24 protein-coding genes are annotated in these 26992 nt (G+C 69.0%); 14 read left to right on the forward strand and 10 right to left on the reverse strand.

Annotated features, from left to right (window positions below):
- Positions 1-288: 288 nt before the first annotated feature.
- Positions 289-1278, forward strand: coding sequence for an SDR family oxidoreductase (locus OG206_RS20680; RefSeq protein WP_442805877.1), 990 nt, complete (start codon positions 289-291; stop codon positions 1276-1278).
- On the opposite strand, the gene OG206_RS20685 is transcribed toward OG206_RS20680, so the two are convergent.
- Entirely contained in the window at positions 1269-1811 is a 543-nt protein-coding gene (locus tag OG206_RS20685; RefSeq protein WP_327118214.1) for an ATP-binding protein, read from the reverse strand. The two genes, OG206_RS20680 and OG206_RS20685, sit on opposite strands and share 10 nt — an antisense overlap.
- Before the next feature lie 157 nt (positions 1812-1968).
- On the opposite strand from OG206_RS20685, the gene OG206_RS20690 reads away from it, so the two are divergent.
- Together OG206_RS20690 and OG206_RS20695 are read left to right on the forward strand one after the other, a co-directional pair.
- Entirely contained in the window at positions 1969-2832 is an 864-nt protein-coding gene (locus OG206_RS20690) for a helix-turn-helix domain-containing protein (RefSeq protein WP_327118216.1), read from the forward strand.
- The gene (locus tag OG206_RS20695; protein WP_327118218.1) at positions 2829-3020 is read left to right on the forward strand and encodes a DUF397 domain-containing protein; all 192 of its coding nucleotides are present in this window, start codon (positions 2829-2831) and stop codon (positions 3018-3020) included. Before OG206_RS20690 ends, OG206_RS20695 begins: the two co-directional genes overlap by 4 nt.
- A gap of 127 nt (positions 3021-3147) precedes the next feature.
- Here the strand turns inward: OG206_RS20695 and OG206_RS20700 are convergent, their stop codons facing one another.
- Entirely contained in the window at positions 3148-3894 is a 747-nt protein-coding gene (locus tag OG206_RS20700; protein ID WP_327118220.1) for a hypothetical protein, read from the reverse strand.
- A 282-nt stretch (positions 3895-4176) separates the two neighbouring features.
- Between OG206_RS20700 and OG206_RS20705 the strand changes: the two genes are divergently transcribed.
- The 5 genes from OG206_RS20705 (at position 4177) to OG206_RS20725 (ending at position 10650) form a co-directional block, all read left to right on the forward strand.
- Complete coding sequence (locus OG206_RS20705; protein ID WP_327118222.1) at positions 4177-4860, forward strand: hypothetical protein; 684 nt, start codon at positions 4177-4179, stop codon at positions 4858-4860.
- Positions 4861-4961: 101 nt separating this feature from the next.
- Positions 4962-6386, forward strand: a complete 1425-nt coding sequence (locus OG206_RS20710; protein ID WP_327118224.1) for a transcriptional regulator — start codon at positions 4962-4964, stop codon at positions 6384-6386.
- 2 nt (positions 6387-6388) lie between these two features.
- The gene (locus OG206_RS20715) at positions 6389-8212 is read left to right on the forward strand and encodes a DEAD/DEAH box helicase (protein ID WP_327118226.1); all 1824 of its coding nucleotides are present in this window, start codon (positions 6389-6391) and stop codon (positions 8210-8212) included.
- A gap of 43 nt (positions 8213-8255) precedes the next feature.
- Positions 8256-8966: a protein NO VEIN domain-containing protein gene (locus tag OG206_RS20720; RefSeq protein WP_327118228.1), complete on the forward strand. Its 711-nt coding sequence runs from the start codon at positions 8256-8258 to the stop codon at positions 8964-8966.
- Between the two features lie 388 nt (positions 8967-9354).
- A complete protein-coding gene (locus OG206_RS20725; RefSeq protein ID WP_327118230.1) occupies positions 9355-10650 on the forward strand; it encodes a DNA cytosine methyltransferase in 1296 nt (431 codons plus the stop codon).
- Here the strand turns inward: OG206_RS20725 and OG206_RS20730 are convergent.
- The 3 genes from OG206_RS20730 to OG206_RS20740 are packed head-to-tail and all read right to left on the reverse strand — an operon-like array spanning position 10585 to position 15590.
- Entirely contained in the window at positions 10585-11052 is a 468-nt protein-coding gene (locus tag OG206_RS20730) for a very short patch repair endonuclease (protein WP_442805878.1), read from the reverse strand. The two genes, OG206_RS20725 and OG206_RS20730, sit on opposite strands and share 66 nt — an antisense overlap.
- A 19-nt stretch (positions 11053-11071) precedes the next feature.
- The gene (locus tag OG206_RS20735) at positions 11072-14002 is read right to left on the reverse strand and encodes a Z1 domain-containing protein (protein WP_327118234.1); all 2931 of its coding nucleotides are present in this window, start codon (positions 14000-14002) and stop codon (positions 11072-11074) included.
- 58 nt (positions 14003-14060) lie between these two features.
- A complete protein-coding gene (locus OG206_RS20740; RefSeq protein WP_327118236.1) occupies positions 14061-15590 on the reverse strand; it encodes an ATP-binding protein in 1530 nt (509 codons plus the stop codon).
- Positions 15591-15894: 304 nt separating this feature from the next.
- Here OG206_RS20740 and OG206_RS20745 point away from each other — a divergent pair, with 304 nt between their 5' ends.
- Positions 15895-18198, forward strand: a complete 2304-nt coding sequence (locus OG206_RS20745) for a SpoIIE family protein phosphatase (RefSeq protein WP_327118238.1) — start codon at positions 15895-15897, stop codon at positions 18196-18198.
- Between the two features lie 23 nt (positions 18199-18221).
- Here OG206_RS20745 and OG206_RS20750 read toward each other — a convergent pair whose 3' ends face one another.
- The 3 genes from OG206_RS20750 to OG206_RS20760 form a co-directional block, all read right to left on the reverse strand.
- The gene (locus OG206_RS20750) at positions 18222-18434 is read right to left on the reverse strand and encodes a DUF4287 domain-containing protein (RefSeq protein WP_327118240.1); all 213 of its coding nucleotides are present in this window, start codon (positions 18432-18434) and stop codon (positions 18222-18224) included.
- Between the two features lie 201 nt (positions 18435-18635).
- On the reverse strand, positions 18636-19643 hold the full coding sequence (locus OG206_RS20755) for an SEC-C domain-containing protein (protein ID WP_327118242.1): 1008 nt from the start codon (positions 19641-19643) through the stop codon (positions 18636-18638).
- Between the two features lie 198 nt (positions 19644-19841).
- The gene (locus tag OG206_RS20760; protein WP_327118244.1) at positions 19842-21239 is read right to left on the reverse strand and encodes an MFS transporter; all 1398 of its coding nucleotides are present in this window, start codon (positions 21237-21239) and stop codon (positions 19842-19844) included.
- 130 nt (positions 21240-21369) lie between these two features.
- Between OG206_RS20760 and OG206_RS20765 the strand changes: the two genes are divergently transcribed.
- The 4 genes from OG206_RS20765 (at position 21370) to OG206_RS20780 (ending at position 24114) form a co-directional block, all read left to right on the forward strand.
- Entirely contained in the window at positions 21370-21900 is a 531-nt protein-coding gene (locus tag OG206_RS20765; RefSeq protein WP_327118246.1) for a winged helix-turn-helix transcriptional regulator, read from the forward strand.
- Between the two features lie 43 nt (positions 21901-21943).
- Positions 21944-22276, forward strand: a complete 333-nt coding sequence (locus tag OG206_RS20770) for a DUF6412 domain-containing protein (protein WP_327118248.1) — start codon at positions 21944-21946, stop codon at positions 22274-22276.
- 83 nt (positions 22277-22359) lie between these two features.
- Positions 22360-23130: a YidC/Oxa1 family membrane protein insertase gene (locus OG206_RS20775; protein ID WP_327118249.1), complete on the forward strand. Its 771-nt coding sequence runs from the start codon at positions 22360-22362 to the stop codon at positions 23128-23130.
- A 123-nt stretch (positions 23131-23253) separates the two neighbouring features.
- Entirely contained in the window at positions 23254-24114 is an 861-nt protein-coding gene (locus tag OG206_RS20780; protein ID WP_327118251.1) for a fumarylacetoacetate hydrolase family protein, read from the forward strand.
- 105 nt (positions 24115-24219) lie between these two features.
- Here OG206_RS20780 and OG206_RS20785 read toward each other — a convergent pair whose 3' ends face one another.
- Complete coding sequence (locus tag OG206_RS20785) at positions 24220-24699, reverse strand: heme-degrading domain-containing protein (protein ID WP_327118253.1); 480 nt, start codon at positions 24697-24699, stop codon at positions 24220-24222.
- Positions 24696-25802, reverse strand: a complete 1107-nt coding sequence (locus tag OG206_RS20790) for a Gfo/Idh/MocA family oxidoreductase (RefSeq protein ID WP_327118255.1) — start codon at positions 25800-25802, stop codon at positions 24696-24698. The genes OG206_RS20785 and OG206_RS20790 overlap by 4 nt, the downstream gene beginning before the upstream one ends.
- 56 nt (positions 25803-25858) lie before the next feature.
- Between OG206_RS20790 and OG206_RS20795 the strand changes: the two genes are divergently transcribed.
- The gene (locus OG206_RS20795; protein WP_327118257.1) at positions 25859-26989 is read left to right on the forward strand and encodes an ROK family transcriptional regulator; all 1131 of its coding nucleotides are present in this window, start codon (positions 25859-25861) and stop codon (positions 26987-26989) included.
- Positions 26990-26992: the final 3 nt, after the last annotated feature.

Consider the following 26992-nt stretch of genomic DNA (forward strand, 5'->3'; position numbering starts at 1 on the left):
ATTCTTGTGGCCCCCGGTGTGGGGCCTTTTCTGTGGGCGCACAGAAACACCCAATATACGTGAGGAAATCCCCGTCCGGCAATTGCGGAGCGGGGATTTCGTGCGTTCCGGTAAAGCGGGCGCAGGCGGAGACCGCCCACGAGTCCCTCCGAGCGCGAGGGCCGGCCCGTCCGGCCGGCTGACGGGCCGACACGTCCGACCCCTTTGAACGACCTCCCAAAACGACCTCCAAAAAGGAGCTCCAAAAGGTGACGTGTTCTGTCGGGTTTGGCGTGAACGATGGATGGCATGACGAACGAGAACAGCACCACCCGGAACACTCGGAACACTCGGAACACTCCGCAGGCTGCCCCGGCGGGTCCACTCGCGGGGCGGGTCGCGCTCGTGGCGGGTGCTACCCGCGGGGCGGGGCGGGCTCAGGCTGTGGAGCTGGGCAGGGCAGGCGCGACCGTGTACGTAACCGGCCGTACCACCCGGGCTCGGGCCAGCGAGGTCGGCCGGACCACCGAGACCATCGAGGAGACCGCCGAGCTGGTCACAGCAGCGGGCGGCGCCGGGATCGCGGTTCCTGCCGACCATCTCGACGAGGTCCAGGTACGTGCCCTCGTCGAGCGGATCGACCGGGAGTACGGGCGGCTCGACATCCTCGTCAACGATCTGTGGGGCGGTGAGCACCTTCTGGCCACCTCGGTGTTCGGGAAGAAGAGCTGGGAGACACCACTCGCTGACGGCCTGCGCATCCTGGAACTCGGCGCACGCTCGCACGTGATCACGGCGGCGCTGCTGCTTCCCCTGCTGATCCGCTCCGACGCGCCGCTGCACGTGGAGGTCACCGACGGCACCGCGCACTCCAATCGCCGCTACCGGGAGAACATGTACTACGACCTGGCGAAGAACGCCCCCATCCGCCTCGCGTTCGGGCTGGGGCAGGAGCTGGCTGAGTACGGAGGTGCGGCGGTCGCCGTCTCGCCGGGCTTCCTGCGCTCGGAGCAGATGCTTTCCCACTTCGGTGTGAGTGAGGAGAACTGGCGTGACGCGATTGCGCAGCAGCCGGCGTTCGCGATCGCGGAGTCCCCGCGATACCTGGCCCGGACGCTCGTGGCGCTGGCCACCGACCCGGACCGGGCGAAGCGGTGGAACGGCAAGTCCACCTCCAGCGGGGAACTCGCCAGGGTGTACGGGGTGACGGACGTGGACGGCAGCCGACCGGACGCCTGGGCGTACTTCGAGGACGTCGTCTACGGCGGCAAGGAAGGATCCCCCGAGGACTACCGCTGAGGCTCAGCCTCCCAGGGCTCCGGCTCCTGCCCGGCTCCGGCTCCTGGGGCGGCGGGCTCTCCGTGCCCGGGTGTACCCGGTCGCTCGGAGAGCCCGCATTCCGCCCAGACCGTCTTGCCGGGGCCGAGGCGGTCACGGACACCCCAGCGGACGGCGAGGGCGTCGACGAGGACCAGGCCACGGCCGTGGTCCTCGTCCAGGGCCGGCGCGACGTGGGCCGGCCGGAGGTCATGGGCCGGGCGGGAGGGATGGGTGTCGGACACCTCGACCCGGGTGATGCCCCTGCTGTCGTCGTGTGCGAGGAACAGGGCGAAGTCCCTGCCGGGGACGAGACCGTGCAGCACGGCGTTGGCAGCGAGCTCGGCGACGACGACCGTGACCGTGTCGTGGTGCTCCGAACCGCGCGGATGCCCCCACTCGACGAGCTGGAGTGCGGCGAGCAGGCGCGCGAGGCGTGCTCCGCGCCGGGTGGCGGAGAAACGCTGAGCGAACGCACGTGGACGGACGGGCGCTTGGGTGCGAGGGGCTGGCATGGAGTCCAGCCTGCGGAGATGTGGGACCCGGCGGCAGGCACGGCACCGATACAGATCGCCTTGTACTGGTTCACGCGCTGGACTGGGCGAGTCACGGTGCGTAACCATGGATTCGGTCGGGCATGGCTCAGTGCGGCACAGGGAGACGCGGGCGCGCATGGTGACGGACAACGGCGGTGTCAGGGGCGGGGGCGGCGCGGGCTGCGGCGAGCCCGAGTTGTCCGACAGCCTCAGAACGTTCGGGGCGGTACTCAAGGCCCTGCGCGACGAAGCCCGCCTGACACAGGAGCAGTTCGCGCCGCTGGTCCAGTACTCCACCGCGTACATCGCCAAGATCGAGCAGGGCAAGCGCTACCCGCCGCGGGACCTGCTGGACCGGTCGGAGGAGGTGCTGGGGGCCACGGCTGCGCGGGTGCTGGAGGCGGCGGCGAAGAGCCTGACGCGGAAGGTGGGGCTTGCGTCGTGGTTCTTGCAGTGGGCGGCGATCGAGGAGGAGGCGGTCACGCTGTGCGCGTACGAGTGCCGCGTCATTCCGGGCTTGCTGCAGCCGGATCCGTACATCAGGGCGGTCTTCAGTAGCCGCTTGCCGCCCTTGACGGACGGTGAGCTGGAGACGCAGGTCGCTGCCCGGCTGGATCGTCAGCGTCTGCTCACGGACAAGGGCAATACCGCGTTCAGCTTCATCATCGAGCAGGCTCTGATCGAGCGGGGCACCGGCGGTCCGGACGTGACGCGCTCCCTGATCGACCACGTGTTGATGGTGAGCCGTCAGCGCAACGTGGAGATCCAGCTCATGCCACTACGGCAGGCGGCGCACGCGGGGCTGGACGGCTCGATGTATCTGGCAGAGACTCCCGGTCATCAGTGGGTCGGATACGTCGAGGGGCACGACACCAGCGCGCTTGCCACCCATGGGAATCAGGTCAGTTCCATGCTCCAGCGCTATGGCAAGATGCGGTCGCAGGCCCTCAGTCATGAGGCCTCCACCAGCCTGCTTGAGCACTTGCGAGGAGCGCTATGACCAACTTTGAACCCGCCTGGTTCAAGAGCAGCTACAGCGGCACTGGCGGTGACAACTGCATCGAGGTCGCCGTACGCACCGAGGTCGTACTGGTCCGGGACTCGAAGGACACGCAGAGGTCCGCACTGGCGGTCTCTCCTCGCGCGTGGTCTGCGTTCACAGCACTCGCTGTCGGCTCACGCGCCTGAGGGCGGATGCCTACGCAGGTTCACCGGCCGGCTCTGGGTTGCGGCGCTGATGTGAGTACAGCCGGGCATCACGCCACAGGAGTTGCTCGACCGTATCCGACTTCGATCTTGGCTCGCCCTCCCCGTGTCACTCTGTGGCCTGGAGCGCCGCAGCGAGCACGAACGTGACGTCGTCGTGCCGGCCGGCCTCGTTCAGCGCTGCGGCGATGTTCAAGACCGCCTGTCTATCTGTCCGTTCTGCGACATTGATCAGTATTGCCTCGGCGGCATCGTTCAGTCCGGCTCTGCGGCAGGAGCCGACGGCCAGCACGACTTCCGCGGCCGAGTAGGACGTGCCCGCCTGCCAGAGCAGGAAGCCAGCGTCTCGTTTTTGGCCATCGGCAAGGTATCGGGCCACCACTCCAGTCTCGGACCAGCTGAGCTCCGCCGCGTCTGCGGGGTGCCGGTCCCCCTCGACTCGGGGGACCGGCACCCCGGCGCGTTCCTGGAGGATCGGGAGTTCGTGCTGCAAGACCTGGCGGCGAAGGTACCGCGCTCGCGCCAGCTCGGGTTCTTTGACGCTGCCCGAAGCCGGCGGCTGTGGCTCTGCCTGGGCAGGTGCGGTTGTGACCGGGTAGCCCACCGAGCAGCATGCGCAGTGCTTCTTCCTGGCGTGTTCGCGGAGATGAAGAAGGGACTCCAGGGTATGCGGCAGAGGGCCACTGCCCGAGGCGTCCTTTTCCACAACGGCGTAAAAGTCACGCAGAAGTGGTTCATCAGGGATGCGGCCGCCGTTCAGATGGTTGGAGAGGGTGGTCGGCTCCTGGTGAGCGTCCCTGGCGATGGCGGCCTGCGTCCGCGTGCTGCACTCCCGGATCTGACGTAGTGCGGTCACTAACGCCCTGTGTGCGGCGGTGATGCCAGACGGCAGCTCTTTCCATGTCCTCGGCCTCGGCGTCACGCACAGTTTCCGTTCTTCGTGAGGGCGGCGTTGATCACCAATTGTGTGCCACACGGGCAGATTTCGGCAGCGCATGGATGTTTTCCATCACCCCTCGAAACCTTGCAGAACCTGGCGTGACAGGTCGTCAAGCAGCGAGAGTGGTGGAGTCAGCGAGGGGTGTCAGAGGACTGGTATCCGGGACTGTCATGCATCGGACGTAGCTGGGGGCTGTGGATGACTATGCCGTCGTGGGAGAACGAGAAGCTCGGCACGATGAAGAGGGCCGGGTTGTGGCTGGTTCATGTTGTGCAGGAGGGCGGCACCTTCACCAAGGAAGACGTCAAGGCCGCTTTCCCTGGCATCAGTCAAGCGGATCGCAGGGTGCGTGACCTCCGCGACTACGGGTGGAAGATCGATACTCACCGTGAGGACGCGAGTCTGGGCCAGCACGAGCAGCGGTTTGTCGCGGCGGGCCAGCCTGTCTGGGAGCCGGGCAAGGCCACCAAGAGCAGCTCGGCCATCACGGACACTCAGCGGCGGACGACCCTGACCCGTGACGGCAACCGCTGCCGGTCGTGCGGGATCACGCCTGGGCAGACCTACTCCGAGACCTTCGAGACCGCGCAGATCGACATTGCCCGCAGGAAGGTGAAGCTGCCCAACGGCACCTCGTCGGTGCAGCTCATCGCTGAATGCAATCGCTGCCGGGTGGGCGGCCGGGCTCTGGAAGCAGATCTCGCTGAAGTGCTTGAACGCGTCCAGAAGCTCGGAGGCCTGCAGTTGCAGACTCTCAAGGACTGGGTCTCGGCTGACGAGCGTGAGTTCAGCGTCGTGGAGCGGGTGTGGGCGGACTTCCGCTCGCTGCCGGCAGATGCACGTGACGAGGTCCGCGAGTCCCTTGGCCTGCCTCCCGCCTGAGGCCCTCCCGTAGCGCCGTGGTGGGGCTGGCTGCTGCCGGCAGCAGCCAGCCCCACCCGTGTGCCCAGTCAGACCCTTCGCCAGTCAGAGGAGAACGAGCTGTGATCAAGAACGACGGAGACATTGGGCTGCCGCCGTACGCCGCCGAGAACCGGGATGTTGTGGAGAAGCGTCTCCGCGACGTATCCGCCGGCACCGGGCTGCAGGAGACCCTGACCATCGAGTGGCGTACGAAGCCGCAGGTCGTTCAGGTCATCGACATGCCGGTGGACTCGCTCTACTACAACCCGGGGACTCACCGGATCAGGGCGCAGCGCAGCTACGACCCCCAGCTTGATCGCCGGCTTGACGAGGACCCTTGGAGTGAGGACAGCCAGAAGTACCTTCAGTACCTGCTCCAAGCGGAACCTTCTGATCCGTCGAAGAGGGACAAGGATTTCGACACGCTGAAGCAGAGCCTTGCTGACTTCAAGCAGAACGAGCCGGGGCTTATCACCCGCGAAGGCATCCTGGTGAACGGCAACACCAGGGCAGCAGCCCTGCGCGAGCTGGGTGTCGGAGACATCCGGGTGGCCGTACTGCCGGACTCCTGCACCTGGGCAGACATCAACAGGGTCGAACTCTCCCTTCAGCTCCGCCACGACACTCGGCGGCCCTATTCGTACATCAACAGGCTCCTCACGATCGACGAGCAGGTGGAATCGGGCCGCCCGCTGAAGGAGGTTGCCCGGGACTTCCGCATCAGGGAGTCCACGGCTGAACAGGATCTGTGGGTACTCTCCTGCCTCCGGGATATGAGCGACAGGTCTGCGGCCGGAGGCGTGCAGCTGCGGCTACTGGACTTTGAGGACGCGCAGGAGAGCTTCCGGGAGGTGCACCGCGCCTTCGCCAAGGAATCGAAGGCTGATGCACAGAAGGCCGAACTGCTCAAGGAGAACCGCCTGGCCGCCATCGTGATGAACTTCTCCAAGACTGACGTCCGTCTCATCGAAGCTGATTTTCGTGGTCGCTACTTGGAGCACCGGCTGCCGGACGAACTGAAGGCGGCGCCCGCGACTTCCCCGGCGCGGGTGATCCCCGGTATCAACCGTGCGGTTAAGGCAGAGGCGCCCCAGGTAGCCGCGGCTCGTGCCTTCACTGACGCGGTGCTCCAGGCGAAGGCTGTAGTCCGGGCGAAGGAGAAGGTGCCCTCGGCCCAGCTGGATGCGGCCACCTCTGTCTTCGAAGCGGCGCACAAGGCGGTCGAGGACGCACTTGAGCCTGCCGGCAAGGATGCTCGTGTCCGGAAGCGCAAGCAAGCCGCCCCCGACCGTCTCAACGATGCCTGCCAGGACATCGAACAGTGCATCACTGACATGGTGCTGGCGAGTGCTTCCCGCAGTTTGGACGAGGAGGCACTGGACGAGGCGGTCATGAAGTTGAGGGCCACCCTGAAGAAGCTGGCCCAGGCCACCACACAAACCATCGAAGTGCCTGGAGAGGGCGTCGAGTGGCTGCGTGACGCGGTGCGGCAGGGACAGGCGTGACCATGACATCTGCAGAATCGTCCTTGCATATCGGCTTTGATGTCACGCGGACCAAAGCCGTGCTGCGCGCGAGCGAGCAGTGCCGCAGCGACCTGAACCGGCTTGCGGCCAGGTTCCCCGGGGGGACGCGCGACCGTCTCGCCCTTGAACTGGCTCTCGATGATTTTCTGGTCGGTATCGACGTCCTTGCTGACTGGCCGCACCCTGAGTCTGTTGTCTGGGCTGATGAGCTGAGTGCCCTGGTCGGAGAGGTACTAGACGACGCCGACCAAGCTGAGCGGCAACTTCAGACACCTCGTTCGGACGCGGAGTGGGCTGCCAGCGCTGTTGAATCGGCGCTGGGCCCGACATGGCGTGCTGACCTCACGGAGTTCCAGCGCCGGGATATCGGGCGACTTCTGTCACTGCAGCACGGGGCCAACTTCAGTGTTCCTGGGGCTGGAAAAACACGGGTGGGGCTGGCGGTATACGCAGCCATGCGCGAGCGCGGCGAGGTCCGCCGACTCTTGGTTGTCAGCCCGAAATCCGCCTACGAGGCGTGGCTCACTGAGAGTGAGCTGTGCTTCAAGGAGCCTCCGCTGGCTGCTCTCATGGGGAAGACCCCCGACGGCAGGGCCGAGATTCTAGTGGTCAACTATGAGCGTCTCGACAGGTCGCTGGCCTCGCTGGCGAGTTGGCTGAGGGGTGCGCCTTCCATGATCATTCTGGATGAAGCGCATCGGATGAAGCTCGGGGCTCAGGGAAAGTACGGAAGCGCATGCATGGCGCTTGGACCTCTGACCCGGCGACGTCTCATTCTCACGGGAACTCCCGCTCCGAACGGGGCCCGTGATCTGGAGAACCTGCTGTCGTTTGTCTGGCCGGGGCATGGCCGGAGAGTGGTCACACAAGCTGTCGCAGGCGGCGATCTCGCCTACGCGAGTTCGGTACTGAGGCCTCTGTTCACGCGTACGACGAAGAAGGAACTGGGGCTGCCCCCGTTCGAGACGCGTATCCGGCGTCTGCAGATGCCGGACCTGCATCGTGAGGTGTACGACGCTCTGGTGGGGCGATTCACCACGAGGGCGGAGGCGTCGCGTGACGACTTTGACGCCCTGGGCAAGGCGATGCTTCGGCTCCTCATGGCAGCCACCAGTCCGGCACTGCTGATCGAGGGCGGAAGCCGCTATGAGCCGCTGACGTACCAAGTCCCGCCACTCGAAGTACCGCAAGGTGAATCACTTTATGCGCTCATGAGGAACCTGCCGGCCCACGAACTTTCTCCCAAGTACAAGGAAGCCCTCAATATTGTCGCGACGAATGCCGCGATGGGGCGGAAGACGCTGGTCTGGACGACCTTCGTGCGCAGTATCACGACGATGGAGCGCCTGTTTGAGGCGTATAAGCCTGCCGTGGTGCACGGTGGAACCCCCGACCGGGAGGAGCAGATCAGGCGCTTCAGGGAGGACCCTGACTGCCATGTTCTTCTTTCCAATCCCGCCACCCTCGGGGAGGGGATCAGTCTGCACCATATCTGTCATGACGCTGTGTACGTTGATCGTGACTTCATGGCGGGCCGATTTCTTCAGAGTCTGGACCGTATTCACCGGCTCGGACTGGCGCCTGATACTCAGACCCGCGTCACCGTACTCGCGGTCGAGGGCACGATTGATGAAGTGGTGGCGATGAGGCTTGAGGAGAAGCTCGAATTCATGGGGCGGATACTCGATGACCCGTCGGTGCAGCAGCTGGGTGATCTGGAAGATGAGCCGTCCGGGGCAGCAGGAATGGATATGGCGGATGTCCGTGCGTTGCTGAATCACGTCGATGCCCTCGCTGGCCACTGAGCCCACGCGCCGCGCGGCGCTTCGGTGGCTCAGCGAATTGCAGGTGGCTGATGTGCCACGGGTGCGGGTGCTCTTTGCTAACCACCCTCTGTACGCGGATCTCACGCCGGCGCAGTATGCCGAGGGTCTCGCGTGGCTGAGGCGGATGGGCATGGTGACCCCGGCGGGACGGCCCGTGGTTCAGGTAATCGACGGGGAGTTGCCGGATGACGTAACAGTCGGCCGGGTTCCGCGTGTGCTCTGGAGCCAGTCTGCTGAAGACGCGAAGAAGGCTGTCGGGGCGGCTGGCGAAAAGGCACTGCTTCGGCTCTTGCGGGAGGGCGGAGTGCCGCACGTCAGACACGTGGCTGCGGAGTCTGATGCCTTCGGATACGACATAGAGGCCGCCCGGTCCGTATCTGAACGGGCGCACATTGAGGTCAAGGCCACTACCGACCCGACCCGTCTCGTGGTTCACCTGACGCGCCATGAGTATGAGGTCATGGCTGCGGATGCCGACTGGTGTCTGGCCGCAGTTCTGGTGGGCAGGGACGGGACCGCGGCGAGTGTCGCCACCGTCAAGCGCGAGTGGCTTCATTCGGCGGTCCCAACAGATCAGGGGAGGAGCGGTCGTTGGGAGTCTGTGCGGTTGACGGTTCCGGGTCGTGCCCTCATGCAGGGTCTGGCCACGGAGGCCTGGGTGCTGCTGACTGGGGCGTTGCTGTCGATTGGTCCCGTCTGGGGATTCCAGCCGTCACCGCTGGCGTCTGCCTGAGCCAGGACCAGACACCAGACACCAGACACCAGACACCAGACACCAGACACCAGGCGGCAGTGCGCTGATGAGCTGGCGCATGATTCCAACCGGAGCCAAATGGATTGCTTGTTCGAATATACTGGCGACCGCGTCAGCCTCTGGTCTGCGCTGAGCCGAGCTGGCGTGCCTTCACGCGTCGCCGAGTCCGGTTCCCTCCTTGGGCGGCCTTGTGGTGCCCGGGCACGGGTAGGCTCTGCGCGTACCGCGCGTCAGCTTTGAGCCGAAGCGGTTGCCTGGGTGATCGGCCCGCTGTGGGTTTGCCTCGACGCGACACGTGCTTACCGTCAATCAACCGTACGAAAAGGAGCCTGAGCCGATGGGCCTCCCGCCTCACCCGGAGGACCCGATGGGTCCCAGCGAAGACGTGCTGACCTCAATCGAGATCTGCGCGGGGGCCGGAGGGCAGGCCATCGGCCTTCATGAGGCCGGATTCAAGCACCTGGCGCTTGTGGAAATTGATCCGCACGCGGCAGAGACGCTTCAGAATAACATTGATAATCTGAATGACTGGAGCTGGGAGAGGAAGTATTGTGACGTCATTTCTGGTGACGTCAACAACTTCTCGCCAATTCCCCCCGATGGGGGTTGCGAGTCTGATCTGCGAAAGGCTCAGGAGTACACCGGGAAGCCGCTTTCTCGTGGAGATCTAGACCTTCTCGCCGGTGGTGTTCCGTGCCCTCCGTTCTCGCATGCGGGTAAGCAGTTGGGAAAGGATGACGAGCGTGATCTGTTTCCCCGGATCCTCGAATTGGCTGAGGCGCTTCACCCTAAAGCGGTCATGATTGAGAACGTTCGCGGCATCAAAGACGCAAAGTTCGAAGACTACCGCACGTATATTGAGGCGCGCCTTGCGAGTGGCTGGGCCACGCATCCCGTCACGGGAGTCCGAGAATACTTCCCCGGGCTTGAATATACGGTGTGCCAGTGGGAGGTGCTGGAAGCCAGTGATTTCGGTGTTCCTCAGCTCCGCCCGAGGGCGATTCTTGTGGCTATCCGCAACGATGTCATGGAGGGCATCGAATTTGTTTGGCCCACCGCTAAGGGGAGTCCTAAGAGCGCCTTCAAGGCGCTTGAAGAGTCCATGAACCGCAGGTATGCGCCGTACCTGAAGATGGGTGGAGACGTGGCGCGTCTTGCCGAAGAGCGACTTGGTCAGTGGAAAGAGAAGGCGCAAGCGGCCGAGAGCAGAAAAGACTTCGGCGTTGCGCCCACGCTTGTCGGCGGTTCGAAGAAGCACGGAGGTGCTGACCTCGGGCCGAGCCGCGCCAAGGCCGCCTGGGCGCTTCTGGGGGTCTCGGGGGTTGGTGTTGCCAACTCCCATGAGGAGAGCGTGAGGAAGAAGAGCCAGGACAGAGACCTGTTCCGGGAAACCGGGCCCATGCTTACGGTCGAGCAAGCGGCGATCATTCAAGGGTTTCCGAGCGACTGGAAGTTTTCCGGCGGCAAGACGGCGCAATACCGCCAGGTGGGCAACGCATTCCCGCCACCGGTCGCGGCTGCAGTGGGCAAGTCGATCGCGAAGGTGCTGCACGCTGCCCGTGAGCGTGACCGTCACAATCGCGTGGTTGAAGCCCGTCTACCCGGACAGGCCGCGCCGACGCTCGCGGACAGCACCAACGATCTTAAGGGCGCAAGCGCTTGAATCCTGATGCTCCCAGAAGCGCAGGACCATCCATCCCGCCTCCATGAGGCGCTTGTCGGTATCGCGGTCCCGGGCCATGTTCCGCGCCACCTTCTCTGACCAGTAGCCCTTGTTCGTCTTGGGGGCGACGTAGTGCTCGGGGCAGCCGTGCCAATAGCAGCCGTCGATGAACACGGCTACCTTCGCCGGACGGAACACCAGGTCTGCCGTCCGGCGGAGGTCCGGCAGCGGTCTGGCGGCGACTCGGTACCGCAGACCGTGCGCGTGTACCAGTCGCCGGATAAGCCGCTCCGGTTGCGTATCGCGGCTGCGGATCGCCTGCATGTTTCTCCTGCGCGCGGCAGAAGAGGCCCACGAACCGTCTGGCGGGGTCCAGTCTGCGGGCTCAGGCACCGGAGTCATTCCAAATCACCCATCATCGTCATGGCACTTCAATAGTGGCCTCACTACGGCGGGACGAGTCGACTGCCCGGAAGCGAACGTAGGGTACCGAGGTCTCTGCGGCGCCGGCGGCTGGGATGTATGCCGCTGCCAGCACCACCTTGCCCGGATCAATGCCGTGACTAGTTGCCAGGTCGGCCGGATTGCCGAGATCGGGGTCGACTACCGGGTACAGCAGCACTGCTCCGCGGCGCGGCTCATGGAACTGAGACGCGAACGGGTCGTCAGCGCTCAGCGTGCGACGGCCGGCGATCCGCTCGGCGGACTGGCGGTGGGCCACACCGGAGATGCGGTTGAAGACGCCGCGGGCGTTCCGCTTCCGTTGTACGAGGGTGAGCGGCTGCGAGCCGAGGACGCTTGCCGCTGTGCTCGTTATGCCAGACGTTTGGGGAAGGATCAGCGTCCAGTCGTCGGTGGCGCACCCTGCGCCGCTGTTGTCCCGCAGGTAGGCAAGGTGAGGTTCGAACAGCTCCGGGCGTCCCCAGACGAGACCGCTCATGATGCCGAGTAGCTGATCATGGCTGAGAGTCGCGGTCAGTGCCGGGTAACGGATGTAGTTTCCGCGGTCGTCGTCGGAGAGCGTGACGAATACGGAAACATCCTGGCGCAGAGCCTGGAGCGCGGGTAGCCACACCTCCGTGTTGTGCCGCAGGTCCGCCGCGTCCGTCGGATACGCCGTCGGCTCCACCCACTGTCCCGGCGAGCGGATCTCCACCAGCTCCGCGTTGAACATCTTGTTCCGGGCCGCCGGCTTGAGCCAGGACAGGTGCTGGGAGACCAGTGGCGGGATCTGGGCCGGGGTGACCTGGGGCTTGCCGTCCACCAGTGTCGCGTAGCGGGCGAGCTGGGCGCGGAAGGTCTCCTCGTCGCGGCAGATCGCCTCGAAGGCTTCGTACAGGTCGACGGTGTTCTTCTTCCCCAGCGGTTCCTCACGGCCGATGTAGAGGCGCACCAGGTCGCGGTAGCCGGGGCGGAAGCCGAACCAGCGCCCCATCTGCATGAGGGTGTCGGCCTGCTGGGTGGTACGGCGGTAGTACGTGACCGTGAGGCCCTCCACCGTGAAGCCGCGGGAGAGCTTCGTGCCACCGACCAGGATCTTCCACACGTGCGGTGTCCGGTCGAAGTCCAGCTCGGCCTGTTCGTAGTCGCGTTCGGTGGCACCGTTGACGATGATCACGGGTTCGCCGCCCGAGTTGATCAGTTGCCGGGCCCGGGATACGTACGGCTTCAGATCGTCGTACGACGTGGGGGTCGGCAGACCGTCGTCGGCGTAGCGCTGGAAGTCGGCGGCCAGCAGGGCGGCGAGGCGTGCGTGGCCTTCCTGGCCCGTGTAAGCCGACCGGTGCCACATCGAGTTGATGCGCAGGGCGAGGGCAGCGTGTTCCCTCTGCTGTACGGACTGGTGGACGAGCATCGTGTGGTGGCGGAACGGCTCTTCGGACACGCCGTGCTCCACCCGGTACAGCTTCAGCGCGCCGGTGAGGACGAAGGCGTCCAGCGCCTCCTGCAGGCGGTCGCCGGTGCTGTCGTAGATGCCGCGTACGTGCGTCTCCTCGGCGGTGCCCTCGGAATCCAGATCGTGGAAGTCCTGTACGCCCATGTAACCGGTCGGGCGGGGCAGCGAGATCAGGAAGTCGCGGGGGAAGATGTCCTCCTCGTCGCCCGGATCCACGAAGACGTTGGCGAAGGGTGTTGCCGTGTAGCCGACGTACTGGGCGCGCGGAAGCAGATCGAGGAGCTGTGTGATCTGGCCGTTGATGGCCTTTCGGACGACCTTGCCGTCCTCCCACTTCTTGGGATCCGTCGTGTTCACGGACGCCTGGTCCGACTCGTCGTCGATGATCAGCGTCGGGACCTCGGCGAGGATCGGACCGATCTTCTTCAGGTCCTTGATCAGCTTGGCCAGGACCGGAGAGTTCTTCTTCACCACCATCACGCGCGCGGCCGCGTGATGGAGGTTGTCGGGGACGTACAGGGGCCGGGTGCGGTCCTGCTTGTCGAATTCGAGGGCCCGGATGCCGGTTTCCAGGCTCTTGTAGTCGTTGTCCCGCGTCGTGAGGCGCTCGATGTCGAAGGAACCCCGCGTCGACGGCCGGCCGCCGTGGCTGACGAACTTCGCCGGCCAGTCCTCGTCGTCCTGGTAGTCGACACCGATCAGCGCGTCCGTGTCCGCCGGGTCGGTTCCGCGCAGGATGTTCTCCCGGCCGATCAGCTCCATGTCCAGGCGGCGCTGTGTCTGGCCCCGGAGGAGGTTCAGGGTGCCGCCGAGGATGATGACCAAGCGGTAGCCGGCGTCCATGGCCTTGGCCGTGACGCCGGTGAAGTTGGCGGTCTTGCCCGACTGCACGTAGCCGACGACCAGGCCCCGCGCGCCGTACGCCTCGGCGCGGGTCGGGTCGGAAAGGCGCTCGACCACTGCGTGACTGGCCTCGTCCAGGCTTGCGACGGCCGCGTCGGACCAGCCCTTACGGCGGAGCGTCTGCTCGTAGGAGTTCCAGTAGAAGGCGCGTGCTGCCGCCGCGTCCCTGGAGTACCAGGACGTGAACTCCTTGCTGATGACCGTGGCCCCGGGCTCCTTGAACACCGGCACAGCCTCGTCCAGGGCCTTGCGCAGGTCCGGACCGAAGCCGAGGCGGTCGTACGTGTCCGTGCGCCGGGCGTCCGTCCGCGGCGGGGCGTCGGACCAGTCCGCCTGTTCCGCCAGGTCCCAGGTGGTCAGCGTGCGGTGCCACAGGGCGACGAGTTCGTCGCCCGGGCCGGCCGTGACAATGCGGTCGTGGAGGTGGCCGAGGTCGGTGTCGGCGGGTTCCTGGACCTCCGAGAGCACGAAGGCCAGCTTCGCAAATGCCTTCGGTCCCCGGCGCATTGCTCCCAGGACGTCGCCGTGCAGGTTGAACAGGTGGTCGGTCATGACGGGACGGCTTTCTCGGAGACGTCGGATGCCTGGCAGGGGTGGGAAGCGGCAGGGATCAGCGGGTCATTTCGCAGCGGGCCGCTGTCACGAGGACGCTGTTCCACAGGGCGATCTTGTCGGCGCGGGTGGCCCGGACCCGCGACTTGCGGAAGATCTCCTCGACCATGAGATAGAGCATGCTCTTCATGACGGGCGCGTCGTTGAGACCGCCCCTGCGCCCGCTGTTGAAGGCCGGGCGGTACGTCTTGTTCAGTCTGACCTCACGTGCGTCGCGGTCGAGTTCGAAGAACAGGTCCGGTCCCAGGGACGCCCAGCGGAAGGTGATCGGTTCCTCCCCGTCCAGCTCCGGCAGCTCGTCCCGCAGAGTTCGTCGCAGTTTCGGTTCGAGCCCCTTGCCGGCCGGGATGACAGCGTCGCGGGTCACCTCGGTGACCCGCTTCGCGGCGTCCCGGTACGTCGTCAGCGCTTCCTGGAGGTACTCGGCGAACGTGTGTCCCGACGTGTCCGTCGCCTGTTCCAGCCCTCGCGCGAAGGCGGGGGTGACCGTGACGCCGTCCTTCTTGACCGTGAGGCTGAAGACGTCGTTCGCCGCGGCAGGCAGGTCGATGGCGATACGGGCCAGCACCAGATGCCCCTCGGCGCTGCGGGTGCTGTTCCAGCCGCCGGCCTGGACGAGCCTGTTGTTGCGGTAGATGTAGAAACCCTGCCGCTCGGCGAGCGGCCCGATCCCGCGGAAGCTGACCAGCGGGGATTTCGGCTGCCAGATGTGCGCGGTCAGCGCCACCTCACCGACCCCTTCGACCGGGGCGGTGTACGTACGCGGGTAGCCGGCCCTGCCGGGCATGCGGTAGCCGAACGGGTCGATCGGCTCGACCCCGCGGTGGTCCAGCTCCTCCTTGGTCGTCACGTCCTCGACCACGATGTCGACGTTGAACGTGTCGTCGGCCAGGAAGCGGTGCAGGTGAAGTCCCAGGTGGGTCTCCAGTTTCTCGATCGCGTCGTCGAGATAGCGGTCTGCCTGCCCGGCGGTGACCGTGTCGAACGCGCGGACCTTGTCCCAGCGGACGATGGTGCCGTGCCACTCGATCAGTCCGTCGTACCGGTCGACCAGGTCCTGGCAGTAGCCGGGGTCCACGATGTCGCAGGTGAAGTCGGCCTGGGCGCGGGCCGTCAGCCACCGGCGGCCGGTGGACGGACTGCGCTTGGTACGGCTGATGACCGTGAGCGAATCGGCGTGCGAGAGGGACGCGGCCTTGAGGCCGGCGCCGAAGTGGCCGAGCGCGTCCTCCCGGTACTCCTGTCGGCCGCCCACGGTCATCGCCGTGTCGAGCGACTCGTCGTTCATGCCCTGCCCGTCGTCGACGACCAGGAGGCTGACCAGACGGTCCTGGTCGCGCAGGAAACTGATGACGACGTTGCGCGCACCCGCGTCGATGGAGTTGTCGACGAGGTCGGCGATCGCCGCTTCGAATCCGTAACCCTGGTGCGAGAGCGATTCGATGTAACGAGCGGCGGGCGGAAGGCGCTTGCTTCCGCTCGTCGGGATCTCGTACTGCCAGTCCGAGGACGGTTGATACGGCGGCATGAGGGCTTCCTCGCACAGACGGAGCGGGGCCTGCGTGGGGTGGATGGCCCGGAGCTGAAAAGTTGAATGTGATCGTATTGCAAAGGTGAGACATAGGGGAATCCCTGGTGAATTCGGCCAGCGGCCGATACTCGCCCCCACGTTGCAGAGAGGCCCCCCGGCCCCCGCCGGGAGGGCAGAGCCCCGCCATCCGCCCCGTCCTCCGGTAGCGGGCGCCGGAGCGGGGGCCGATGCTGGTTCGGTACGGGTCGTCGAGTGCGGAGGTCCGTCCCGGGCTCCGCGAGGGGGCTAAGGAGCTTGCTTCATGGCTGATGCGCTGGCTGATGCGCCCCTGATGGTCGTGGACGGTGCCGGTGTGGTCACCGGGTGGAGCCGGGCGGCCGAGCGGCGTTTCGGTCCCGCGACCGCCGACGCGCTCGGACTGCACGTCATGGACGTACTGGCCGGAGACAGCGTGCGTACGGCCGGTGACGGCGAGGCGCCGGGGATGCGGCTGGAACCCCTCGCCGGATCGGACTGGGCCTTCTGGGCCGTACCGGACGAGGGCGAGCACGGTGACGCGGTCGGGACGGCGCTGCTGGACGTCGTGTTCACCCAGGCGCGGGTGCGGCTCCACGTGCTCGACACCGATCTCGACGTCCTGCGGGTCAGCGACCCCTCCGCCGGGTCGGAGGACACCGCACGGCTGCACGGCCGGCCGTTCCGCTCCGTGTGCGACTTCGAGGAACCGGACCGGGTGGAGGCCTTCGTGCGCGAGGTCATGCGCACCGGCGTGCCCGGTGTCGAGGAGCCGTTCAAGACCCGCCCCGAAGCGGTGGCGGGCGGATCGCGCACCCTCGCCCTGACGGCGTTCCGTCTGCAGGAGGGGCACGGGACGCCGCGAGGCGCACTCGGCAGGGTGCTGGGGGCCGCCGTCGCCGTGGTCGACGTCAGCGACCGGGTGCGGCGCAGGAAGCGGGAAGCGGCTCTCGTCGCCGTACGCGACTCCGTGGGCCGCACACTGGACGTCGAGGCCACCTGCCGCGACCTCGTCGGCGCGCTGGTCCCCGGATACGCCGACGTGGGCGTGGTCGAGGTCGTCGATGACGTCCTGCGCGGGGATACGCCCCAGCCCGGACCGCTCGGCCCCGACGTCCTGCTGAGGCGCGCGGGGTACAAGGGCGAGAACGAGGCCGCCCATCCGATCGGCGACATCCGCGCGGTGCCGTACGGCACGCCCTACCAGCGGGCCGTCTCCGACCTGCGGGCCCGGGTCCTCCCCCTGGACGACCTCACCTGGGCCGAAGCCGACCCCGCACGGGCGGGTTCCATCCGCCGCTTCCGGGCCCACACCCTCCTCGTGGCGCCGCTGACGGTGCGCGGGGCGGTGCTGGGGCTGCTGACGCTCTACCGGTGCGGGGACTCCGAGCCGTTCACCGAGGAGGACCTGCCCGCGGCCCTCGCGATGGCGTCCCGTGCCGCCCTCGGCGTCGACAACGCCCGCCGCTACGTGCACGAGTACACCATCGCCAGCGCCCTCCAGCGCAGGCTGCTGCCACAGAGCCCGGCGCCCCAGCCCGCCGTCGAGAGCGATCACCTGCTGGTGCCCGGCGGGGGAGCCGGGAACTGGTTCGACACGATCGCCCTGTCCGGGGCCCGTACGGCCCTCGTCATCGGGGAGGTGGCCGAACGCGGTATCTACGCGGCCACCACCATGGGGCAGCTGCGCACCGTCGTCCACGCCCTCGCGGCACTGGACCTGGAGCCCGACGAACTCCTCGCGCGGCTGTACGACACCGCGGCACGGCTGGCCGAGGAACGCGCCCACCTGCCGCAGAGCGACCCGCTGCACCGTGAGCCGCTGGCCGCGACCTGCGCGTACGCCGTGTACGACCCCTTCGCCGAGAAGTGCACCGTGGCGTCCGCCGGCCACCCCGCGCCCCTCGTCGTCGAACCGGACGGCGCCGCCTTCGTGGTGGGCCTGCCTGTGGGGCCCCCGCTGGGTGCCACGGACCGGGCGCCCGTCGCCGCGGTCTCCGTCGTGCTTCCCGAGGGCAGTCTGCTCGCCCTCCACACCAACGCGCTGCGGACTTACTCCCAGCCCTCCTCCGGTGCGCTGCGCCAGGCGCTGACTCCCACGGACCGGCCGCTGAAGGACCTGTGCGAGACCGTCGCCCGCTCCCTGCCCGACAACGACGATCTCCGGGGCGCCGCACTGCTCCTGGCCCGGACCCACGCCATGCCCCCGGAGCGGTACGCCGCATGGGAACTGCCCTACGACAGGACCGCACCCGCGACCGCGCGCCGCCTCACGTCCAAGACGCTCGCCGACTGGCACATCGAGGACGACACCGGGGACGCGACCGAGCTGATCGTCAGCGAGCTCGTCACCAACGCCGTGCGCTACGGCACCCCGCCGGTGGTCCTGCGGCTGATCCTCGACCGGGGACTGATCTGCGAGATCCGGGACGGCAGCACCACCGCGCCGTACATGAAGTACGCGGGAGCCGTGGACGAGGGCGGCAGGGGGCTCTTCATCATGTCCCACCTCGCCTCGCTGTGGGGCACCCGGTACGCCGCCGACGGCAAGACCGTCTGGTCCGAGCAGACGATTCGGGAGGGCGCCTGACGCGCCGCATCCCCGGACGCGCCCTACGCGGCCTTGTCCTCGGCGAGGGTGTGCGCGACCAGGGCGTTCGCGTGGCCGTGTCCCACGCCGTGCTCGGTCCTGAGCCAGGAGACGATCTCCATGTGCCTGGTCAGGGGCGAGGAGCGGATGAGTTCCTTCCACTCCGTGACCGGGCGGCCGTACTTCTTCTCGATCGAGGGGAAGTAGCTCGCGGGGCCCTTCACTGCGTCGGTCATGCCGTCGTCCCGTCCGTCGTGTCCGCCGTCGTGTGGTGATCGTGCGCCGTACTGCGCTTCTGACTGCGGGCGGCCGTGGAAATCATCGGTGGGAGCGGACAGCCTCGGCGGCGGCGAACACGACGGACGGCCCGGCGGCGCGGACGACCGTGTCCGGCCCGGGGCGCGGGTGCGCCCGGACGTGCCGGGCGCACCCGCGGTTCAGCCGGCCCCGTGGCACTCCCGGTACGTGCGCTCCGCGCCGCACCAGCAGGCCGCGCTGCGCGCCGGGGGCCACGGGACGGCCCGGCCGCGGGCAGCCAGCGTCGTGGCGTACTGGGGGAGGAGGTCCGGGTCGGAGGGCGAGGCGGCCTCCGACGCGGCGAACGCCTCGTAGGAGGGGACCGTGCCCGTCACGATGCCCAGGTTCGGCGTGCCCGCCGCGTGCAGGTCGCGCAACGCGGCCTCCAGGCGCGCGAGATGGTCCTCGTGCGAGAGGTACTCCTGGGCGAGTTCCGGGTACGCCGCCAGCAGTTCGCGCAGCTCGTCGCCCGGCCAGCGCAGCACCGCGACGGGGAAGGGGCGGGACAACGCCGTCCGGTAGGTGCCCAGTTCGGCGCGGAGCCGGTTGATCTCCGCCTGGAGCTCACCCGGGTCCGACGAACCGAGGGCCCACAGGCGCTTCGGGTCGTGCAGCTCGTCCAGCGGCACGGCCGCCGTGTGCAGCGTGTCGGCCAGCTCGTCCCAGGCGTCGTGGCCGACGCCCATCAGCCTGCGCACCCGGTGCCGTCCGATCAGCAACGACTGGGTCGCGTAGGGGACTTCCTCGCCGGGGGCGATCAGCAGGGTCAGCGCCGTCGAGAAGAAGTCGTGGGCGGACTCCAGCTCGTCGTGCGCTTCGAGGGTCTCCGCGGCGATCTCCCACGGCGCCGCTTCGAGCGGGCCGGCCGCGCGGATGCCGTCGATGATCGCGCGGGCCTCGGCCTCGTGGCCGTACTCCCAGAGGTTGGCCGCCTTGAGGGCTTTGACCAGGTGCGGCTGCTCGACGGGGATGTCGGGCGATCCGAGCAGTTCGTCGTAGAGGGTGGTCGCGCGGGTGCGGTCCCCCGCGAGCTCCAGATGGGCCGCTGCCTGGAGGAACAGCGGCTCGTGGTCCTCGGGGTACTGCGCCGCGGTGCGCAGCAGGCGCTCGGCTTCGGTGGTGTGGTCGGCAGGCGTGTCGGGGCGCATGGACCACACGGTACTGCGGGACGGGGGCGGGAGGAGAGGGAGCGTGCTGGAGCGGTGGTGAAGGCCGGAAGACCCCCGGGGAAACGGCCGGCGGCCCCCCTCCCGGGACGGGCCCCGCCCGCACGGTGGCGCACCCCGCTCCCGCGGGACGCCGGAGCGGGGTGCGGCTCCCGGCTGCCCCCGGCCGAGCGGACGTGCTCAGCGCTCCCGCAGGAACAGCACGGCCACCACGGCCACGACCGCCAGGCCGGCCGACAGCAGGACCGCCCCGTCCGCCCCCGCCGGGGTGGGCGCCACCGCGATCGTCACGGCCACACCGGCCGAGGAGCCGAGGTAGCGGGCCGTGTTGTTGGCGCCCGAGCCCATGGCCGCCCGGTCCGGGGGCACGGACTCGACGGCGAGGCGGGGCAGCGCCGCGTTGATCAGGCCGCTGCCCGCACCCGCGACGACCAGGGCCGGCACGAGGCGCAGCCACACCGAGGCGGACGCCCCGCCCGGTGCGCCGGTCAGGGTTCCGAGGATCGGCAGCACCGCCACCGCGTGGAGCGCGAAGCCGGCCGCCAGCTGGTGACGGGCGGCCATCCGGCCGGCCAGGCGCCGGGCCTGCAGCGCCACCACGAACGACGTGCCCGACCAGAGCAGGAACAGCCAGGCCGAGTCGAGTGCGGAGAGGGCGAGCGAGTGCTGGAGCAGCGTGGGCAGATAGCTGAAGAGGCCGATCACCGCGAGCCCCGTGAACAGTCCTCCGGCCGCCGCCGCCAGGAAGGCGCGGCTGCGGAACAGCCCCAGGTCGATGAGCGGGGCTGCGGCCCGGCGCTCCACCGCTGCGAACACGGCGGTCAGGGCCACAGTCGCGAGCAGCAGCAGACCGACGGGTGCGCGCAGCCAGCCGTCCCGGCCGAGGGTGAGTGCGGTCAGGAGCGCCGTCATCGCCAGTCCGAGCGCGGCTGCGCCCGCCAGGTCGGGGCGGCCGGCGCGCGGGGCGCGGGACTCCGCGAGCGTGCGGAAGGCGAAGGCCGCGGTGACGAGGGCGCCGGCCCCCAGGGCGAGATAGGTCAGGCGCCAGTCGACGGCGCCGAGCGAGCCCGACAGCAGCGGGCCGAGCGCTATCCCGGCGCTGACGAACGCGCCCCAGACGCCCATCGCCCTGATCCTCGCGTGGCCGACCGGATACGCGCCGACCAGCAGGCCGAGGCTGGTGGCCAGGATCGCCGCGCTCGCCGCGCCCTGGCCCGCCCGGGCGAGGGTGAACCCGAGGGTGTCCGTGGTCAGGGCGCCGAGTCCGGCGGTGACGCCGAGGCCCAGAGTGCCGATGAGGAAGATCCGGCGCCGCCCGAAGTCGTCGGCGAGGCTGCCCGCGACGAGCAGGACGACGGCGAGGCCGAGCGGGGTCCCGTTGAGCAGCCATGCCTGCGCGGAGGGCGGGGTGGAGAAGGCGGTGGCGAGGGTGGGGAGGGCGGTCGTCGGCGCGGTGAAGTTCATCAGCGCGACGGTCGTGGCGGCGCTCGTCACCGCCAGGGTCGCGCCGGGCCGGTGCGGCGGGCGGGCCGGGCGGGCGGCGGCGGCGGGGCCTGCCTGTGCGGACTGCTGGGTCATGACGTCCCTCCGGGAACGGCCCGCCTGGCGATCAGGTTCACGGCCAAGGTTCGATGAACGAACCGAATGGAGGCGTGACGCTAGCACGCCAAGGTTCATTCAATGAACCTTGGGCGGGTAAAGTGGTCCCATGGCCCTCGGCAAGGACTACGCCGCACAGCAGTGCTCCATCGCCCGCGCGCTCGAAGTGATCGGTGAACGCTGGACACTGCTCGTCGTGCGCGACGCCTTCTACGGCGTACGCCGCTACAACGACTTCCTGAGCCACCTCGGCATCCCGCGCGCCGTCCTCGCCTCGCGCCTCCAGGCCCTCACCGAGGCCGGCGTCCTGGCGAAACACCGCTACCAGGAGTCGCCGCCGCGCGAGGAGTACGTCCTCACCGACCGGGGCAAGGCACTCTGGCCCACCCTGCGCTCCCTCGGCCTCTGGGGCCGCGAGCACTTCGAGGACACGCTGCCCATGCGTTACTTCCACCACGCCGCGTGCGGGACGCTGCTCGGCGCGTACGGCCAGTGCTCGGCGTGCGGAGTCGAGGTGGCGCCCGAGGACGTGGAGATGCGTCCGGGCGCCGGACTGGACCCCGACCCGGACGACCCGGTCGGCCGGGCCCTCCTGGCCCCCCGGCGACTGCTTCAGCCGCTGGACACCGATCGTGTATAACGGCTGGAGGACACCGACGGCCGCGAAGTGAACGGGAGGGACGATGAGCGACCACATGAACCGTGTGCGCCGTGGGGTCGCCCGCCTGCTCCGCCCCGCCGCCTTCCTGGTCCTGTTCGTCGCCGAGGTCCTCCTCGCCGAAGGCGGCAGCCTCTCCGCCGCCGTCGCGCTCGCCGCCACCGCGGCCGCCGGCTCGGCGCTCCTCGTCTGCTCCGTCATCAGCGCCCGCTGCGCCTGCCCCGTACCCCGCACCAGGGTGCGCACGGCCATGCGCGACCGCGAGAAGCGCACCGCGTTCCTGCCGCAACGGGACCCCGACGCCCGAGGGCGCCGCAGGCCCCGAGCGCCCGGGGCCGCCCTCCTGACGGCCGCGTAGGGAACCCTTCACCACCTTCTGCGCGGTTCGTCCTGCCGAGTTCCAGTCATCCCGGCACGACGAGACCCCCGGAGGGCTCACCCATGTCCGCTTTCATGTCCGCCTTCGCGAGCCTGGTCGGCGCGTTCGCCGACCTGCTCCAGCCGCTCTTCCACCACGCGTCGACGGCCGCGGCGATCATCCTGTTCACCGCACTGGTACGGCTCGCCGTCCACCCCCTGTCGCGGGCGGCGGCGCGCGGCCAGAAGGCCCGCACCAAGCTCCAGCCGCAGATCGCCGAGCTGCGCAAGAAGCACGCCAAGAGCCCCGACAAGATGCAGAAGGCGCTCATGGAGCTCCACGCGAAGGAGAAGGTGTCCCCGCTCTCCGGCTGCCTGCCGAGCCTGCTCCAGATGCCCGCGTTCTTCCTGCTCTACCACCTCTTCTCCAGCCAGAGGATCGGCGGCGACCCCAACTCGCTGCTCGGCCACGAACTCCTCGGCGCCCCCCTCGGAGAGCGCTGGCACGACGCCCTCGCCCACGGCGGACCCTTCGGCGGGCAGGGGCTGGTCTATCTCGCGCTGTTCGCGATCGTCGCCGCCGTCGCCACCTTCAACTACGGCCGGACCAAGCGGCAGATGGCGGCCAACCCGGTCACCCCGGCCACGGGCCCGGACGGACAGCCCGTACCCGGCATGGGCGCCATGACGAAGGTGATGCCGCTGATGTCGTTCCTGACGCTCTTCTCGGTGGCCTTCGTGCCGCTCGCCGCCGCGCTGTACATCGTCACCAGCACCACCTGGACCGCCATCGAGAGGGCCTACCTCTACCGCGGCGTCCCGGTGACGGAGGCCGCACTCGCACCCGCCCTCTGACGGATCGGGTCCAGTGTGTGAACGGGGTCTTGCGGGGTGATCCGATGTCTTGGAGGATCAGCCAAGCCCTCGCTGGCCGCAACCCATCGACGGGCTCGACCTCGACCAAGGGGAGATGGACCGTTGAAGCTGCTTCGAGTGGGTACGGCGGGCGCGGAACGCCCCGCGCTGCTTGACCGGAACGGGTCCCTGCGCGACCTCTCGGGCCTCGTCACCGACATCGACGGCAGGCTGCTCGCCGACGCCCCGGCCCTGGCCCGGGTGCGGGAGGCGGCCGGTACGCCCGAGGCGCTGCCCGCGCTGGACGCCGACGGACTGCGCATCGGTCCGCCGCTCGGCCGGATCGGCAAGATCGTGTGCATCGGGCTGAACTACCACGACCACGCGGCCGAGACCGGCGCGGCCATCCCGGACGAGCCGATCCTGTTCTTCAAGGCACCGGACACCGTGGTGGGCCCCGATGACACGGTGCTCGTGCCGCGCGGCAGCCGGAAGACCGACTGGGAGGTCGAGCTCGCCGTCGTGATCGGCCGCACCGCCCGCTACCTCGACTCCGCGGAGGAGGCGCTCGGTCACATCGCCGGGTACGCGACGTCGCACGACGTCTCCGAGCGGGAGTTCCAGATGGAACGCGGCGGCACCTGGGACAAGGGAAAGAACTGCGAGACGTTCAACCCGCTGGGACCCTGGCTCGTCACGGCGGACGAGGTGGCCGACCCGCAGGCGCTGCCCCTGAAACTGTGGGTCAACGGGGAACTGAAGCAGGACGGCACGACGGCCGAGCAGATCTTCCCGGTCGGCGAGGTCGTCCGCTACCTGAGCCACTTCATGACGCTCCACCCCGGCGACGTCATCAACACCGGCACCCCGGCAGGTGTGGCCATGGGCCGGCCCGAGCCGAAGCCCTTCCTCCGGGCGGGGGACGTGGTGGAACTGGAGGTCGAGGGGCTGGGGCGCCAGCGCCAGGAACTCAAGGACGCCTGAGACCGCACGCGGCTCGGCCGCGAGGGGCGTAAGCCCGCGAACGGCCGCCGGGATCTCCCGGCGGCCGTTCGCGTACGGGGATTCTCGGAGCCTGTCGGGTGGCCCTCAGGCCTGGGGCCGTGTCGTGAAGCGCTCCAGCGCCTCCACCACCAGCGCGTGGTCCTCGGCCTGCGGCAGGCCCGAGACCGTGACCGTGCCGATCACGCCCGCGCCCTCCACCGCGATCGGGAACGACCCGCCGTGCGCGGCGAAGACGTCCGGATCCAGCCGGGAGGAGTCCTCGAAGGTGGTGCCCTTGGCACGGAAACGCGTGCCGACGAGGTAGGAGCTCTCGCCGTACCGCTCCACCACCCTGCGCTTGCGGTCGATCCAGGCGTCGTTGTCCGCGCTCGAACCGGGCAGCGCGGCGTGGAACATCTGCTGGCCGCCGCGCCGGATGTCGATGGCGACGGGGGCGTGCCGCTCGCGGGCCAGCGTGACCAGCAGGCCGCCCAGCGCGTACGCGTCGTCGTAGCCGAAGTGCGCAAGCGTCAGGCGGCGCTCCTGCGCGATCAGCTCGGAAATGGTCGGAGCACCGGTGTTCATGCGTGCCGCTCCTCGTCGTGGTGGGGGGTGAGGGTGACGGACGTGCCCTCACGCGCGGAGCGCCGCGCGGCCTCGAGGACCTCCAGCGTGGCCGCGGCCTGCAGCGCCGTCACGGGGTTCTCGCCCTCGCCGCGCAGGGCGGCGGTGACCGCGGCGTAGTACGCGGGATAGTCGCCCGGCAGGGTGGGGACGGGATCGCCGCCACCGGTCAGCGGGGACTCGCCCGAACCGATCCGGCCCCACAGCTCCGCCGGCTCCTCGCCCCACGGCGCTCCCGCCCGCGGACGCTGACCCTCGCGCAGGGCCGCCTCCTGCGGGTCCAGGCCGTACTTCACGTAACCCGTCTTCGAGCCGAGCACCCGGAAGCGCGGGCCGAGCTGGGCGGTGGTGGCGGCGGCGTACAGGTGCGAGCGGACACCGTTCGCGTGGGTGATCGCGATGAAGGTGTCGTCGTCGGCGGCCGCACCCGGGCGGCGCACATCGGACTCCGCGTACACCTGGACCGCGGGCCCGAACAGCGTCAGCGCCTGGTCGGCGATGTGGCTGCCCAGGTCGTAGAGCAGTCCGCCGATCTCCTCCGGATCGCCCGACTCGCGCCAGCCGCCCTTCAGCTGCGGACGCCACCGCTCGAAACGGGACTCGAAGCGCTGGACCTCGCCGAGCTCGCCGTCCCTGATCAGTCCGGCCAGCGTGAGGAAGTCGTTGTCCCAGCGGCGGTTCTGGAAGACCGAGAGCAGGAGGCCCCGCTCCGCGGCGAGCTCGGCCAGCTCACGGGCCTCGGCGGCGGTGCCGGCGATCGGCTTGTCCACGACCACCGGCAGACCCGCCTCCAGCGCCGCCCGCGCGAGCGGCACGTGGGTCCTGTTCGGCGACGCGATCACGATCAGGTCCAGCTCGTCCGCGCGCGGCCACAGCTCGTCGGGCGAGGCCGCGAGGCGCACGTCGGGGAACTCGGCGCGGGCCTGGGCCCGCCGTTCCTCGCTGGAGGTGACGACCGTGTCGAGGACGAGGCCCTCGGTCGCGGAGACCAGCGGGGCGTGGAAGACGGAACCCGCCAGGCCGTAGCCGACGAGCCCGACGCGGAGAGGAACGTGGGCAGTCATGCGAACCACTTAAGCAACGCTGTTGCCAAAGTGCAAGCGATGGGGACAATGGTGCGGTGAACAGGAGCAGCAGCAGGAGCGGCGGGGCGAACCTGCCGGCCCTGCGCCACCACAACGCCTCGCTCGTGCTCGACCTGCTGCGCACGGCCGGTGAGCAGGGCATCAGCAGGCTGGAGCTCGCCGAGCGCACCGGCCTCACCCCGCAGGCCGTCAGCAAGATCACCGCCAGGCTGCGGGCGGAGGGCCTCGCCGCGGAAGCCGGCCGCCTCGCCTCCACCGGCGGCAAGCCCCGCACCGTGCTGCGGCTCGTCCCCGACGCCGGATACGCGGTCGGACTCCACCTGGACCGCGACGAACTCACCGCCGTCCTGGCCGACCTCGCCGGCACGGCGGTCGCGACCCGCACCTTCCCGCTCGACCTCGGAGCCCCCGCACCCGAGGTCCTGGCGACGGCGGCCCACGCGGTGCAGACGGTACGTGCGGACGTCCCCCGGGCCGAGGACCGCCGCGTCTTCGGCGTGGGCGCGGCGCTCCCCGGTCCGCTCGACCACCGCGAGGGCGTGCTGCACCGGGTCACGGGCTTCCCCCGGTGGGACGGGTACCCGCTGCGCGACGCCCTCGCCGAGCACACGGGACTGCCCGTCGTCGTCGACAAGGACACCAACGCCGCCGCGCTCGGCCTCGCCCTGCGCGAACCCGCCGACGCCGACTTCGTCTATCTCCACCTGGGCACCGGTCTCGGCGCCGGGCTCGTCCTCGGCGGGACCGTGCACCGCGGGGCGCGCACCGGCGCGGGCGAGTTCGGCCACCAGACCCTTCAGCTGGACGGCCCTCCGTGCGACTGCGGCGGGCGCGGCTGCATCGAAGCCCTCTGCCTCGCCGCCGCCGCCCGCGGGGACGTCGCCGAAGCGGCCCGGGTCCTCGGCGCGGGAGCCGCCAACCTCGTCGGACTGCTCGACATCGACCGGGTCGTCCTCGGCGGCCGTACGGTCGCCGCCGACGAGGACGCCTACGTGAACGGGGTCCGCGCGGTCATCGAGGAGCGCGCCCGGCGCGAGGGCACGGGCACCGCCGTACCCGTCACCGTGGCCGGCGGCGGTGACCGCCCGGTCGCCGAGGGAGCGGCGCACCTGGTCCTCGCCCCGCTCTTCGGCCGGGCAGGGGAGGACGGCGGCGCGCCCGCCTGACCC

It is taken from the genome of Streptomyces sp. NBC_01341 (genome assembly GCF_035946055.1).
Classification (GTDB): domain Bacteria; phylum Actinomycetota; class Actinomycetes; order Streptomycetales; family Streptomycetaceae; genus Streptomyces.